Below are 13,998 nucleotides of genomic sequence, written 5' to 3' on the forward strand. Positions count from 1 at the left end.
CGAGGTTTTAGCCTTGTTTGCATGGCTCAAGGTTTAGGTGGCCTGCGGGTGTTCAACCATCAATTCACCGAAACCCCGCCAATCAACGCATCCGTCAGCGCCTTCGCGGCTTCGATCTGGTGCAGTGCCGACCACAGCAGGCCGCGTTCCTGCAGTTCGCAATCGCATCGCTCATAGGGCGATTCGCCGGCGCACTTGAGCAGCAGGGAGATTTGCGACAAGGCGTCTTCAAGGGGGATGCCGGCACGGACGGTGTAGAAGGGTTCGGAGATGGCGCCGTGGGTGCCGAAAGGGGTTGTGGCGGTGCAGTGGATATCGAATGTCATGTAGGGTCCTTTACTTTCGAATGAGCGCCGCTGCATCGCTACCAAACGATGGGAGGCGGCGGTACGCAGGTTGGTAGACCGGGCAAAGTAAGGAAAAACCGGCGCACACGAAGGTGCCCTGCGTACAGCCACCATAGGTGCCAACACGCAATTACTTTAAGACCCGGGCTACCAAACCCGACCACCGTGGAAACAGTGGCACGAGAGAGGTTATTGCCATGACCCGGGGGGAACAAGGCTACCGGAGCAAATCAGAATTGTCCTACGTTTGGTCCTATGAAGTGTTACGTGGTAAAACCCAATCCTCGCCGCTGCCGCCAGGCTGCGGGACTGGGGTGTTGCTTATAAGGGCTAGCCGATGTTTCAACTGCGGTCTCGAGACCGTGCGCCGCGCGGGCGGCGCGCGATCTCAAGCACACCCCAAAGCCACAGACATGCACCTACGGCCCGTTTGACTCCCACCCCCCACCTGTCCCAAGCTGGCCGTCCCTGCAAAAGCCCGCTGCGCTATGGACTGCTCAATGCCCAAGCTTTTCCGTAACCTGTCCCTGTTGATCACCCTGTTCATTGTGCTGGGCGCCGCCTGGTACCTGGCTCGGCCGGCGGCCAAGCCTTCGGAGACGGAACTCAAGCACAGCTTTTCCATTGCCCTGGAACAGGCGCACAACGGCAAGCCAGGGGCTGCGCGGGTGCTCTATCAGCAGCTGGCGCGCGATGACCTGTCGCCCATCCGCCGCATCAGCTTGTTGGCCGAGCTACCGAATTACCCAAGCCCCCAGGCGCTGAAACTGGTGAGCGCCGACCTCAAGGACAGCCAGAACCTGCTGGTGCGCCACGGCGCCATCGACGCGGTGACGCGGTTGGTGCCCGATGCCCAGCGCAGCCTGTTGCTGGGCCCACTGCTGGACGATGACGATCAGGAAATCCGCTACCACGCAGCGCGCGCATTGCTGGGGCTGTCGCCGGACGACGTGGGCCTGTATTTCGCCCGACTGGACGCGGTGCTCGACGATTATGTGCAGTCCCTGCTGAGCACCCCCGACGACGCCGACGGCCAATTGCAGCTGGCGAAAATCTACCTGTACAACGATGACTACACCCAGGCCCTGGCCACCCTCAAGCACGCCCACGAACTGGCGCCCGGCGACCTGGAAACCGTGGCCGTGCAAGTCCGCGTACTGGAAAAGCAGGGCCAGAACGACGCCTCCCGGCAACTGCTGGCCGAACAATTGATCGCCCACCCCGACTCGGCGCTGCTGCAGCATGAACTGGGCCTGTGGCTGATTCGCCACGGCCAGGGCGAATACGCCCTGCTGGCACTGGCCAGGGCCTCGGAGCTGGAGCCGGACAACAGCGACTACCGCTATAGCCTGGCCGTGACCCTGCACCAGATGGACCAGGTGGAAGCCGCCCAGCGCCAGCTGGACGAACTGCTGCGCCGCCAGCCGGCCAACCGCAGGGCGCGGGTGCTGTTGATCGAGTACTGGAAGCAGACCGGGCAGTTGCAGAACGTGCAGGTGCTGCTGGCCGAACTCGAACAGCAGAACCCCGACGACCCGGCCCTGCAACAAGGCCTGTAGCCGGGTAATGGTTGAACTGCCATCACCGCCCGTTGTCCAGTGTAGGTGCGGTGGCCTGTTGCAAAGCCACTGCGCGCCCTGACTGCCACACGAGGACTGAGCGTTGATGACGTCGAAAGCTGCCACCGGTATTACCGGTCTCGATGACATTCTGTGCGGCGGCCTTAGCCGCAGCCATATCTTTTTGCTTGAAGGCCAGCCCGGCGCCGGTAAAACCACCGTGGCCCTGCAGTTTTTACTGGCAGGCGCGGCGGCCGGTGAGCGCTGTCTGTACATTACCCTGTCGGAAACCCAACGCGAATTGCGCGAGGGCGCGCGCTCCCATGGGTGGGAGCTGGACGAACAGATTGAGGTGTTCGAACTGACGCCACCGGAAATGCTCCTGGACGCGCAGCAGCAACAGAGCCTGCTGTACTCCAGCGACCTGGAGCTGGGCGAAGCCACGCGGCAGATTTTCGACGTGGTCGACCGCATCCGCCCCGAACGCGTGGTGCTCGACAGCCTGTCAGAGGTCCGGCTCCTGGCCCAGAGCTCGTTGCGCTACCGTCGGCAGATCCTGGCCATCAAGCACTACTTCGCCCGCTACAACACCACGGTGCTGCTGCTGGACGACATGACCAGCGAACCGCTGGACAAAACCCTGCACAGCATCGCCCACGGCGTTATCCGCCTGGAAGAAAAAGCCCCCGATTACGGCGCCGAGCGCCGCCGCCTGCGCATCATGAAATACCGCGGGCAGAAATACCGCGGGGGTTATCACGACTTCACCATTCACCACGACGGCGTGCAGGTGTTCCCCCGCTTGGTGGCCGCCGAACATCGCGCCCATTACGAGCGCTCGCAACTGAGCAGCGGCATCGGCGGCCTGGACGCGTTGCTGGGCGGTGGCATCGAGAACGGCTCCAGCACCCTGATCCTGGGGCCGGCCGGCACCGGCAAATCGCTGATCGCCATGGTGTTCGCCGCCGCCGCCGTGGCGCGTGGGGAGAAGGTCGCACTGTTCATTTTCGATGAAGAACTGGGGCTGCTGTTCGAGCGCATGCGCTACCTGGGCATCGACCTTGAGGCCATGCGGGCCAGCGGCGCCATGGTGGTGGAACAGGTGGACGCGGCCGAACTGTCACCCGGCGAATTCGCTCATCGGGTGCGCAGCAAGGTGGACGAACACCAGATCAAGACGGTGATCATCGACAGCATCAACGGCTACCAGGCAGCCATGATCGACGAAGGCTCACCGGTGATGCATATCCATGAGCTGCTGCTGTTCCTCAACCGCCGCGGCGCCGCCACCTTCATGACCGTGGCCCAGCAAGGGCTGGTGGGCGACATGAAGGCGCCCGTGGACCTCACCTACCTGGCCGATACGGTGATCCTGTTGCGCTACTTCGAGGCCTTGGGCCAGGTGCGACGCGCCATGTCGGTGATCAAGAAACGCTACGGCGGCCATGAGGCGACTATCCGTGAATACAAGATCAGTGGCGACGGCATGACCATCGGCGAACCCTTGCATGAGTTCCAAGGCGTGCTGCGCGGCGTGCCGACTTACGTGGGCGAAGGCAAACCTTTGCTTCAGGATCGCCAGCCGTGAGCCCACAAGCCCCGGCCCCCGAGCGCGCGATCATTCTCGCGCCGCTGGGCCGCGACAATCAGGTAGCCTTGTCGATTCTGGGCGAGGCCGGCTACAGCGGTTCGGCCGCCACCACCCTGGCCGACCTGTGCGCTCAGCTACAGGAGGGCGCCGGCATGGCCGTGATCGCCGAGGAGGCGATCAATCACGTGGATCTGGCGCCGCTGTTGCAGCACTTGGTTGACCAGCCCGCCTGGTCGGATTTGCCCATTGTGCTGATGACCTACCACGGCGGCCCGGACCACCCGCCCTCAATGCGCCTGGGCAAGCAGTTGGGCAACGTGACGTTCCTGGAGCGCCCCTTTCACCCGGTAGCCCTGGTCAGCCTGGTGAGTACCGCCATTCGCGGGCGCCGGCGCCAGTACGAGGCACGCGACCGCCTCAATGACCTGGGCGACAGCCAGCAACGCCTGCAAACCGCACTGAGCGCGGGGCAGCTGGGCGAAGAGCGCCTGCGCCAGCTCAATGAAACCCTGGAACAACAGGTAGAAGAGCGCACCGCGCAAATCACCCAGAACGAAGAAGCCCTGCGCCAGGCACAGAAAATGGAAGCCGTGGGCCAGTTGACCGGCGGCATCGCCCACGACTTCAACAACATGCTCACCGGCATCATCGGCAGCCTGGAAATGATACGCCGGCGCCTGGCCCGCGGCCGAACCCAGGACCTGGATAATCTGATCGAACTGGGGGTCACCTCGGCCAACCGCGCCGCCGGCCTGACCCACCGATTGCTGGCTTTCTCGCGGCGCCAGTCGCTGGACAGCCAGCCGGTGCAGATGAACCGCCTGGTGGTGGCCATGGACGAGCTGCTGCAACGCAGCCTGGATGAAAGCATTCGCCTGAAGATGCAACTGGGCAGCGACCTGTGGGTGGCCGAGGCCGACCCGCATCAACTGGAAAGCGCCCTGCTGAACCTGGTGATCAACGCCCGCGACGCCATGCCCAATGGCGGCGAACTGGTGGTGGAAACACGCAACCAGCACCTGGATGCACGCTTTATCCAGGGCCAAAGCAACCTGCCGGAGGGTGACTACGTGTGCCTGAGCGTGCGCGACAACGGCTGCGGTATGCCCCAGAGCGTGATCAGCCGCGCGTTCGATCCGTTTTTCACCACCAAACCCATTGGCCAGGGCACGGGCCTTGGGCTGTCGATGATCTACGGTTTCAGCAAACAATCCAGGGGCCATGTGGCCATCGACAGCCACATTGGCAAAGGCACCACGGTCAGCCTCTACCTGCCTCGGTTCAAGGGCGAGTTGCCCGAGCAGGCCGGCACGCCGGCCATCCGCTCACGGCGCGCGCGCTCGGGGGAAACCGTGCTGATCGTAGAGGATGACAGTGCCGTGCGGTTGCTGGTGTGCGAAGTACTGCGCGAACTGGGCTACACCTGGATCGAAGCCGCCGACTCGGCCAGCGCCCTGCCCTTGCTCAGTTCACCGCAGCGCATCGACCTGCTGATCAGCGACGTAGGCTTGCCCGGTGGCATGAACGGCCGACAGCTGGCCGAGATCGGCCGTCAATTGCGCCCGGGGCTCAAGGTGCTGTTCATCACCGGCTATGCCGAACACGCGGCGGTACGTGGCGGTTTCCTGGACCCTGGCATGCAGATGATCACCAAGCCGTTTGCCTTCGAACTGCTGACCAGCAAAGTGCGCGAGATGATCGAAGCCTGATACCGCGTTCTATTGGCCACTGCGTTTTGACCGCTACCTGGTAGCCGCTGCGGGGTCAGACCAGCAGCTTCTGGATCTGCTCGCCCAGGGTGTCGAGATCGAACGGCTTGGCCAGGATCGGCGCTTTACGCGTGATAGGGCTGTCAGTGTCGATGATTTCCTGCGGGTAGCCGCTGATGAAAATCACCTTCAGCTCCGGTCGCAATTTAAGCGCCGGCTCGGCGATCTGCACGCCGGAGATACCGCCCGGCAGGCGGAAGTCAGTGACCATCAGGTCCAGGTGTGGTTTACGGGCCAAAATATCGAATGCTTCCTCACCGTCCTTCGCTTCCAGCACGTGGTAACCCTCGCCACGCAGGAAATCGGACAACACCATCAGAATCGAGGGTTCATCCTCGACAATCAGGACTACGTCTTGTGCATCTTCACTCATGGTAACGCCTATGTACTTTTGGGTTGGCTGCCTATACGACCGTGGCAACCAGCAGAGGTTGCGTGCCGTTGGGCGAATCCTACATCGGCAGGCAGACGGTAAACGTCGACCCTTCACCCAGCGCGCTGTTCACTGTGATCGACCCACCATGGGCCACCACAATCTGCTCGGAAATGAACAGCCCCAAGCCCAGCCCCGCCACTACATGGGTGGCCGAGACCCGCTCGAACTGCTGGAAGATACGCGCCTGGTTTTCCTTGCTGATGCCGATGCCATGGTCGCGAACCTCCACCAGGGCGGCGCCCTTGTGGGCGTACACGCTGACTTCGATGGGCCCGCGGCCGCCGTAGCGCAGGGCGTTGGACACCAGGTTGGAAATCACCTGTTCCACCCGGAACTCGTCCCAGGTGCCCACAACCGGCTCGGTGGCGTGCAGGCTGATGGTGCATTCGGCGGCGGCGACCTGCGGGGCAAAATTGTCCACCAGGTTGGCCACCAACTGGGTCAGGTCGAACTCGCTGGGGCGAATCGACAGCTTGCCGGTACGAATGCGTGACACATCGAGCATATCTTCTATCAGGCGAATCAGGCTCTGGATCTGTCGCTCGTCGCGCTCCACCATGCCGCGCATCTTGTCCAGGCTGAACGCGTCGGCGTTGTCCCGAGCCAAGTGCAGCTTGCGCAGTTGGGTTTCCAGGATCAGCCCATTGAGCGGCGTGCGCACTTCATGGGAGACGATGGACATGAAGTCGTCGCGCATGCGCACCGCGTGCTGCAATTCGTTCTGGGTGGCTTGCAGTTTTTTCAGCAGCACTTCCTGTTCCTGGCGGCTGCGCTCCAGGGCATCGAGTTGCTCCTTGAGGGCTTTGCGCTGGGAGTACAGGTCGACAAACACACTGACCTTGCTTTTCACCGCATGGATTTCCAGCGGCTTGTGCAAAAAGTCCACCGCCCCGCTTTCATAGCCCTTGAAGGCGTAGTTCAGCTCACGCCCCGCGGCGCTGACAAAGACGATGGGGATGCTCTTGGTCTTTTCCGTACCGCGCATCAGCTCGGCCAGCTCAAAGCCGTTCATGCCCGGCATCTGCACATCCAGGATGGCCAAGGCGAATTCGTGTTGCAACAGCAGCGACAAGGCCTCGTCGGCCGAGAGTGCTTTGTGCACTTCGCGGTCGTCGGCCTTGATCAGCGCTTCGAGGGCCAGCAGGTTTTCTGGCAGGTCATCGACGATCAGCAGTTTGGCTTTTTTTATCGGGCTTGACATGCGCTATGTTCCAGCTCGGCGAGCAATGAGCCTATGCCGTTCAATGGGAGAATATGGTCGGGCCGGCGTAACTTGAGCGCCGCTTCTGGCATGATCGCCACGCGCGCCTCGGCCGGGTCCTGGACAATGGTCAGACCGCCGCGTTCGCCAATCGTTGCCAGGCCACGCGCACCGTCTTCGTTGGCGCCGGTCAGCAGCACCCCGATCAGGCGCGGGCCGTAGGCGTCGGCAGCCGATTCGAACAGCATGTCGATGGAGGGGCGCGAGTAATGCACCCGCTCCTCCTGGCTCAACGACAGGCTGCGGTCCTGTTCCACCGACAGGTGATACCCGGGGCCGGCGAAATAAAACATCCCTGCTTGTATGTCTTCCTTGTCCACGGCCTCCTTGGCCGCGCGGTGCATGCGCCGGGCGAACACTTCGGCCAGTTGACTGTGACGGTCGTCGGGCAGGTGCAGCACGGTCAGCACCGGCAGGGCGAAACTGGGCGGTAGCAAGCCGTACACGCGCAACAGCGCTTCCACGCCACCGGCGGACGCGCCTACTACCACGGCTTCGTACGGCGCGGCGCGGTTCATCGCTTGCGGTAGATCCGTTCAGGTTTGGCCAGGGCTTCGAACTGCTCGCTGTACGCCGAGAAATCCAGGGTTTCCTTACTGCCCAGCACCAGGAAGCCGCGGTGGCACAGCGACTCGTGAAACAGGCCAAAGGCCCGGTCCTGGAGCTTCTTGTTGAAATAGATCAGCACGTTGCGGCACGACACCAACTGGGTTTCGGAAAACACGCTGTCGGTGGCCAGGCTGTGGTCGGCGAAGGTCACATTGTCGCGCAGGCTGCTGTCGAAAATGGCGTTGCCATAAGCGGCGGTATAGTAGTTGGAAAACGCCTGCTGGCCACCGGCGCGCTGGTAGTTCTCGGTGTAGGTGCGCAAGTTTTCCATGGAGTAGATGCCTTGTTTGGCCTTGTCCAGGGACTGCGGGTTGATGTCGGTGGCGTAAATAATGGTGCGTTCGAGCAGCCCTTCCTCGCGCAGCAGGATGGCCATGGAGTACACCTCTTCGCCCGTGCTGCAGCCGGCGATCCAGATCTTGATCGACGGGTAGGTCCTGAGCAGCGGCACCACCTCGCGGCGGATGGCCAGGAAGTGCTCGGGGTCGCGAAACATCTCGCTCACCGGAATGGTCAGGTACTGCAACAGTTGCATGAACGCCGTGGGGTCGTGCAGTACCCTTTCCTGTAAGGCGGAAATGGTCTTGCATTCCAGTTGACGCAGGGCGTGGTGGATCCGGCGCTTGATGGACGCGCCGGAATAATCACGAAAATCGTAGCTGTACTTGAGGTAGATGGCCTCGATCAGCAAGCGGATCTCGATGTCGGTATTGGGTTCCACCATCGTCATGGACGATGGCCTTGTTCAACGGGGTCCTGCACTAAATGCGCTCCAACTGTGGCAACCACACGCGTATCAGCGAAAACAGCCGATCCAGGTCGATGGGCTTGGCCAGGTAATCGTTAGCGCCCGCCTGCAGGCAGCGCTCCTGGTCGTCCTTCATGGCCTTGGCGGTCACGGCGATGATCGGCAGCTTGCGCCAGCGCGTGTCCTTGCGGATCTCGCGGGTGGCTTCATAGCCGTCCATTTCCGGCATCATCACGTCCATCAGCACCAGGTCGATGTCTTGCACTTCATTGAGTTTGTCGATGGCCTCACGGCCGTTGCGACCGATTTCCACGATCGCGCCCTTGTGCTCCAGGGCACTGGTGAGGGCGAAGATGTTGCGTACGTCGTCGTCCACCACCAGAATCTTGCGCCCCTCGAAGACCTTGTCGCGGCTGCGCGCAGTCTTGAGCATCTTCTGTCTTTCCTGAGACAGCTGGGATTCGACTTTGTGCAGAAAAAGTGTCACTTCGTCGAGCAGGCGCTCGGGCGAGCGAGCGCCCTTGATGATAATGGAGCGCGAATACTTGAGCAGCTCGGCCTCCTCGTCACGGGTCATGTTGCGCCCGGTGTAGACGATCACCGGCGGGAACGCGCAGATTTCCTCGGTGGACATGCGTTTTAGCAGGTCGTTGCCCTGCATGTCCGGCAGTTTGAGGTCGATGATCATGCAGTCGTAAACATTGTCGCGCAGCAGGTCCAGGGCCTCCTGGGCCAAGCCCACCGCAGTGATCTCGATGTCTTCGTCGCCAATCAGGCGGGCAATGCTTTCGCGTTGCAGGTCGTCGTCTTCCACCAGCAGGATGCGCTTGAGCTTCTGCGTGAGCTTGGCTTCCAGACGGCCGAACACCTGCTTGAGCTCGTCACGGGTGGTGGGTTTCACCGCATAGCCCACCGCACCCATGTGCATGGCCGCCTCCACGCGGTCTTCCACAGAAATCACGTGCACCGGGATGTGACGGGTGGCCGGCAGCTCCTTGAGGCGTTGCAGCACGGTGAGGCCAGAATGGTCGGGCAAGCGCATGTCCAGCAGGATGGCGTCGGGCACGAACTGTGCGGCCAGGTTGAAGCCTTCGTCGGCGCCATGGGCCACCAGGCAGTGGTAATTCAGCTCGTGGGCCAGGTCGAACAGGATACGGGCGAAATTGGGTTCGTCCTCGATCACCAAAATGCAGCGGCGCTGGAACGGCCCCTGCTCGCGGTCGTCGGGGAAGCGCGCGATCACCACGTCCGGCACCAACACAGGCGCAGGCTCGCTGGGGGCGCTGTAGGCTGGCTGCAGGACCATGGGCGCCGGGTGCACCTCTTCGCGCTCGGCCTCTTCATAGCGCTGCGGCAGTATCAGGGTGAACTCGCTGCCCTTGCCCAGGCTGCTGCTGACGCTGATGTAGCCACCCAGCAGGTTGGCCAGGTCGCGGGAAATCGACAGGCCCAGGCCGGTACCGCCGTAACGGCGGTTGGTGGTGCCATCGGCCTGGCGGAAGGCCTCGAAAATGGCCTGTTGCTGGTCGCTGGCAACACCAATGCCGGTGTCGCGCACGTGGAACGCGATGCCGTTGTCCGGCTGCGGCGCCACACTCAAGGTTACCTGGCCGTGCTCGGTGAACTTCAGGGCGTTGGACAACAGGTTCTTGAGAATCTGCTCCACGCGCTGGCGGTCGGTGAACAGCATGGTCGGCGCGCCTTCCAGCAGTTCCACGGAAAACGCCAGGTTCTTGTCGGCCGCCAGCGGCTCGAACAGGGTGCGCAGGCCATCGACCAGGCGCGCGGTGCTGGTGTTTTCCGGGCGCACGTCCAACTTGCCGGCCTCGACCTTGGAAATGTCGAGAATGTCGTTGATCAGGTTGAGCAGGTCGTTGCCGGCCGAATAGATCGACTCGGCGAACTTGACCTGCTCGCCCGTGAGGTTTTCCTCGGCGTTCTCGGCCAGCAGCTTGGCCAGAATCAGCGAGCTGTTGAGCGGCGTGCGCAGCTCATGAGACATGTTGGCGAGGAATTCGGACTTGTACTTGCTGGAGCGCTGCAGCTCTTCGGCGCGCTCTTCCAGCTCCACCTGGGCGCGGTTGAGCTCCAGGTTCTTGGCATCCAGAGCATCGCGCTGCTCGGCCAGGGCGTCGGTGCGCTCGGCCAATTGCTCATTGGTCTGTTCCAGCTCGGCCTGCTGGGTTTCCAGGTGCGCCTGAGACTCCTTGAGCACCCGCGACTGCTCTTCGAGCTCTTCGTTGGCGGTCTTGAGTTCTTCCTGCTGCACTTGCAGCTCTTCGTTGAGCTGCTGGGTCTCGGCCAGCACTTCCTGCAGGCGCTGGCGGTAACGGGCCGCCTCGATGGAGGTGCCGATGTTGCTGGCCAGCAGCTCCAGCAGCTCGGCGTCGCGGTCGGTCAGGGGGCGCAGGAAGCCCAGCTCGACCACGCCATTGATGCCGTCGTCATTGTGGGTGGGCACGATCAGCACGCTGTGGGGCAGGCCTTCGCCAAGGCCCGAGGCGAACTTGAAATAGTCCTGGGGCAAGTCGTCCAGCCGCACCAGGCGACCGTTCTGGGCAACCTGGCCGATCACCCCTTCACCGTTGATGATAACCTGGTCGCGGTTTTCCTGCTCGCGGGAGAAGCCATAGCTGGCCACCCGGCGCAGGCTGCCGTGCTCTTCACGCACATAGACAGCGGCCACCACGCTGCCCAGGTAATTGGAGAAGAACTGCAGAATATTGCGCCCCAGCATTTGCAGGGTCAGCTGCCCCAGCACCTGCTCGGCCAGCTGAGTCTGGCCGGTTCGCAGCCAGGCCTGGGCTTCCAGGCGCTCGGAACTGCGGCGCTGGGCGTCGAGGTTTTCCCCGTAAGTGGTGGAAAGGCTGACCATGTCGCGGCGGCCGAAAAACGCCAGGGCCGCGCTGATCAGCACCAGGAACAGGATGTAGAGGGTGACCGACAGGGTAATGGTGTGGGACACATCTTCGCTGCGTTGAATGCGCAGGCTGTGTTCCATAGCGATGAAGTCTTCGAATTCACCACGAATCGCGTCGGTGAGGCGCTTGCCACGACCGGTCTGCACCACCGACGAGTAATCGCCGGTGCTGCGCTTCATGTCGATCATGGTCTGCGAGTAGTTCAGCCACTCTTTCTGCAGGGCCATGATGCGGGTCAGGCGGTCCACCTGGGTGTTGTTGTCGGCCACCAGTTCTTTCAGCGCCGGTACCTCGGCCGCCAGGCGCGGCTTGGCCAGCTCGAAGGGGTCCAGGTAGTCTTCCTTGCCACTGAGCAGGTAACCGCGCATGCCGGTTTCCATATCAATGGACAGCTTGGCCACTTCGTTGGCGTTGTTGATGACCCGGTCGGTGTGCTCCACCCAATCGATGGTATTCATCAGGTAGGCGATAATGCCCACGAACACTACACCGCTCAGCAGGCCCACGCCCAACGGCAGACTGACGTTGCGCGTCAGCAGCTTGCGGAAACTTTGCTCATCGATGCTGGAGGGTTTGCTCATGTCCATGCGCCCGGGTCTGGTGGTAAAACGGCAGAGTTTGCCGGAAATCCACATAAAAGGTCCAAAATTTCCCACATCATCGTAAGAAATTTCGCTTTTAACATTCCGTGTTCCCTTACCCTTTCTAGAAGGCGGCCGGGGTTTTGGCCAGTGGCGGCGGGCGTATTTTGCGATTTGACCATAGGGCCTGTAGCAGCGGCCGTCAGGCCGGGTAGCGGCTACAGGGCCTGCCTTGGTTGCATCTACCCACCACGCCGGTATCCTTGCCGAGCAGTTTTTTACGATTTGGCCTCCCCTACCACGGAACTTGCCAGCCCACCCGCTTACTATTAGAGACCGGCGGCGCATATCCCGCGCCCTGCCCCTTGCCACCGCCCAGGACTGCTCCAATGCCAGAAGCCACCGCCGCAACCATTCTTGTCGTCGAGGATGACTCGATCGTGCGCATGTTGATCGTCGACGTGCTGGAGGAGCTGGAATACACGGTACTGGAAGCCGCCAACGGCTTGGAGGCGTTGGCTATTCTGGAAAGTGACGCGGTCATCGACCTGATGATGACCGACCAGGGCCTGCCTGACACGCCAGGCACCGAACTCGCCGTCAAAGCACGCAAACTGCGCTCTGACCTGCGCGTGCTGTTCGCCAGCGGCTACGCCGAAAACATCCAGGTAGCGGCCGACATGCACATCATCGGCAAGCCCTTCTCCATCGACCAACTGCGCGACAAGGTCAAGGCCGTGCTCGCACAGCGCTGATCCACGCAGGCGGGCACTGTGATCTAATAGCCGGCTTTTTCGCCTGCCCGGAACCACTGCCCATGTCTCACCCCCGCTCACACCTGCTGGTCATCGGCTACGTCTGGCCCGAACCGCGTTCCTCGGCCGCCGGCGGGCACATGATGCAGATCCTCCAGGCGTTCCTGGACCAGGGTTGGCAGATCACCTTCGCCAGCCCCGCAGGCGACGGCGAGCACATGGCCGACCTGGCCGCGCTGGGCATCGCCCGCCAGCCCATAGCACTGAACAACGAGAGTTTCGACCGGTTTGTCGCCACCCTGGCGCCGGACGTGGTGCTGTTCGACCGGTTCTTGATGGAAGAGCAGTTCGGCTGGCGCGTCGAGAAGCACTGCCCCCAGGCCCTGCGCGTGCTGGAAACCTGCGACCTGCAAAGCCTGCGCGACGCCCGCCAGGCGTTGCTCAAGCAACGCTTGAAGGACAACCCCGAGGGCGAGGACTTCAGCGACCTGTTCCAGCTTGACCACCCCGGGCTGTACCGGCACATGGCGGCGGCTGATATCAGCCAGCGGGAAATGGCGGCCATTTACCGCTCGGACCTGAGCCTGATGATCTCCGATGCCGAGAGTACGCTGCTGACCGAGCACTTTCGCGTGCCGGCCGCGCTGCTGCATGCCTGCCCGTTGATGGTCGACGACACGCCCCGGGACTGGAAGCCCTTCGAACAGCGAGCGCACTTCCTCAGCATCGGCAATTTCCGCCACGCCCCCAACTGGGACGCCGTGCTGTGGCTCAAGACCGTGCTGTGGCCGCGCATTCGTCAACGCCTGCCCCAGGCCGAACTGCACCTGTACGGCGCCTACACGCCGCCCAAGGCCACCGCGCTGAACAACCCGGCCCAAGGGTTCCGCATCATGAATTGGGCCGAGGACGCCCTTCAGGTGATGGGCGATGCCCGCGTGGCCCTGGCGCCCCTGCGCTTTGGTGCCGGCATCAAGGGCAAGCTGCTCGATGCCATGCTGTGCGGCACCCCCAGCGTCACCACGGCCATCGGCGCCGAAGGCATGCGCGGCGACCTGCCCTGGCCCGGGCGGGTGGAGAACGACGTGGCCGGCCTGGTGGAGGCCGCCGTCACACTGTATCAGCAGGCTGATACCTGGCAACACGCCCAGGCCCAGGCCATGCCGTTGCTGCGACAGCGCTACGCCTATACCGCCCATGCCCAAGCCCTGGTGCAGCGCGTGGAAAGCTTGCGCCAGACGCTTGCCGAGCATCGCCTGGCGAACTTCACTGGGGCCATGCTGCGCCATCATCACCACAAAAGTACCCAGTACATGGCGCAATGGATCGAGGCGAAGGGAAAAATTTCATCCTGAATTGGATCCGGATTATAAAATAACGGATACACTTTTTGGATTACGGACCAGAACCCTCCAATAAAA

11 protein-coding genes are annotated in these 13,998 nt (G+C 62.4%); 5 read left to right on the forward strand and 6 right to left on the reverse strand.

Annotation, left to right across the window (positions count from 1 at the left end; all coding sequences use genetic code 11):
• Positions 1–59: 59 nt before the first annotated feature.
• Entirely contained in the window at positions 60–326 is a 267-nt protein-coding gene (locus tag PMM47T1_RS07925) for a DUF3077 domain-containing protein (protein ID WP_008367456.1), read from the reverse strand.
• Between the two features lie 521 nt (positions 327–847).
• On the opposite strand from PMM47T1_RS07925, the gene PMM47T1_RS07930 reads away from it, so the two are divergent.
• From PMM47T1_RS07930 to PMM47T1_RS07940, 3 genes are all read left to right on the forward strand, one after another.
• Positions 848–1,906, forward strand: coding sequence for a tetratricopeptide repeat protein (locus PMM47T1_RS07930; RefSeq protein ID WP_008367457.1), 1,059 nt, complete (start codon positions 848–850; stop codon positions 1,904–1,906).
• A gap of 106 nt (positions 1,907–2,012) precedes the next feature.
• Positions 2,013–3,494 carry an ATPase domain-containing protein gene (locus PMM47T1_RS07935; protein WP_008367458.1) on the forward strand — a complete coding sequence of 494 codons (1,482 nt, stop codon included), beginning with the start codon at positions 2,013–2,015 and terminating at the stop codon, positions 3,492–3,494.
• A complete protein-coding gene (locus PMM47T1_RS07940; RefSeq protein ID WP_008367459.1) occupies positions 3,491–5,206 on the forward strand; it encodes an ATP-binding protein in 1,716 nt (571 codons plus the stop codon). The genes PMM47T1_RS07935 and PMM47T1_RS07940 overlap by 4 nt, the downstream gene beginning before the upstream one ends.
• A gap of 55 nt (positions 5,207–5,261) precedes the next feature.
• Here the strand turns inward: PMM47T1_RS07940 and PMM47T1_RS07945 are convergent, their stop codons facing one another.
• The 5 genes from PMM47T1_RS07945 to PMM47T1_RS07965 all read right to left on the reverse strand — a co-directional run bounded on the left by PMM47T1_RS07945 (position 5,262) and on the right by PMM47T1_RS07965 (position 11,822).
• Positions 5,262–5,639 carry a response regulator gene (locus PMM47T1_RS07945; protein ID WP_008367461.1) on the reverse strand — a complete coding sequence of 126 codons (378 nt, stop codon included), beginning with the start codon at positions 5,637–5,639 and terminating at the stop codon, positions 5,262–5,264.
• Positions 5,640–5,718: 79 nt separating this feature from the next.
• Positions 5,719–6,903 carry a hybrid sensor histidine kinase/response regulator gene (locus tag PMM47T1_RS07950; protein WP_008367463.1) on the reverse strand — a complete coding sequence of 395 codons (1,185 nt, stop codon included), beginning with the start codon at positions 6,901–6,903 and terminating at the stop codon, positions 5,719–5,721.
• Positions 6,888–7,481 (reverse strand): chemotaxis protein CheB, encoded by a 594-nt coding sequence (locus tag PMM47T1_RS07955; RefSeq protein ID WP_008367465.1) that lies wholly within the window; start codon positions 7,479–7,481, stop codon positions 6,888–6,890. Before PMM47T1_RS07955 ends, PMM47T1_RS07950 begins: the two co-directional genes overlap by 16 nt.
• Complete coding sequence (locus tag PMM47T1_RS07960) at positions 7,478–8,302, reverse strand: CheR family methyltransferase (RefSeq protein WP_008367467.1); 825 nt, start codon at positions 8,300–8,302, stop codon at positions 7,478–7,480. The genes PMM47T1_RS07955 and PMM47T1_RS07960 overlap by 4 nt, the downstream gene beginning before the upstream one ends.
• Positions 8,303–8,333: 31 nt before the next feature.
• On the reverse strand, positions 8,334–11,822 hold the full coding sequence (locus PMM47T1_RS07965) for a response regulator (RefSeq protein ID WP_008367468.1): 3,489 nt from the start codon (positions 11,820–11,822) through the stop codon (positions 8,334–8,336).
• A gap of 389 nt (positions 11,823–12,211) precedes the next feature.
• Here PMM47T1_RS07965 and PMM47T1_RS07970 point away from each other — a divergent pair, with 389 nt between their 5' ends.
• Both PMM47T1_RS07970 and PMM47T1_RS07975 read left to right on the forward strand, forming a co-directional pair.
• Entirely contained in the window at positions 12,212–12,577 is a 366-nt protein-coding gene (locus tag PMM47T1_RS07970; RefSeq protein WP_008367469.1) for a response regulator, read from the forward strand.
• Between the two features lie 62 nt (positions 12,578–12,639).
• Entirely contained in the window at positions 12,640–13,932 is a 1,293-nt protein-coding gene (locus tag PMM47T1_RS07975; RefSeq protein WP_008367470.1) for a glycosyltransferase, read from the forward strand.
• The last annotated feature ends 66 nt before the right edge of the window (positions 13,933–13,998 follow it).

Source organism: Pseudomonas sp. M47T1 (assembly GCF_000263855.1).
GTDB lineage: Bacteria > Pseudomonadota > Gammaproteobacteria > Pseudomonadales > Pseudomonadaceae > Aquipseudomonas.

Excerpts from the sequence above, each read along its gene's own strand:
- PMM47T1_RS07945 (WP_008367461.1), bottom strand. The coding sequence starts at position 5,639 with ATGAGTGAAGATGCACAAGACGTAGTCCTGATTGTCGAGGATGAACCC.
- PMM47T1_RS07930 (WP_008367457.1), top strand. The coding sequence starts at position 848 with ATGCCCAAGCTTTTCCGTAACCTGTCCCTGTTGATCACCCTGTTCATT.
- PMM47T1_RS07965 (WP_008367468.1), bottom strand. The coding sequence starts at position 11,822 with ATGAGCAAACCCTCCAGCATCGATGAGCAAAGTTTCCGCAAGCTGCTG.
- PMM47T1_RS07960 (WP_008367467.1), bottom strand. The coding sequence starts at position 8,302 with ATGACGATGGTGGAACCCAATACCGACATCGAGATCCGCTTGCTGATC.
- PMM47T1_RS07975 (WP_008367470.1), top strand. The coding sequence starts at position 12,640 with ATGTCTCACCCCCGCTCACACCTGCTGGTCATCGGCTACGTCTGGCCC.
- PMM47T1_RS07925 (WP_008367456.1), bottom strand. The coding sequence starts at position 326 with ATGACATTCGATATCCACTGCACCGCCACAACCCCTTTCGGCACCCAC.
- PMM47T1_RS07935 (WP_008367458.1), top strand. The coding sequence starts at position 2,013 with ATGACGTCGAAAGCTGCCACCGGTATTACCGGTCTCGATGACATTCTG.
- PMM47T1_RS07970 (WP_008367469.1), top strand. The coding sequence starts at position 12,212 with ATGCCAGAAGCCACCGCCGCAACCATTCTTGTCGTCGAGGATGACTCG.
- PMM47T1_RS07955 (WP_008367465.1), bottom strand. The coding sequence starts at position 7,481 with ATGAACCGCGCCGCGCCGTACGAAGCCGTGGTAGTAGGCGCGTCCGCC.
- PMM47T1_RS07950 (WP_008367463.1), bottom strand. The coding sequence starts at position 6,903 with ATGTCAAGCCCGATAAAAAAAGCCAAACTGCTGATCGTCGATGACCTG.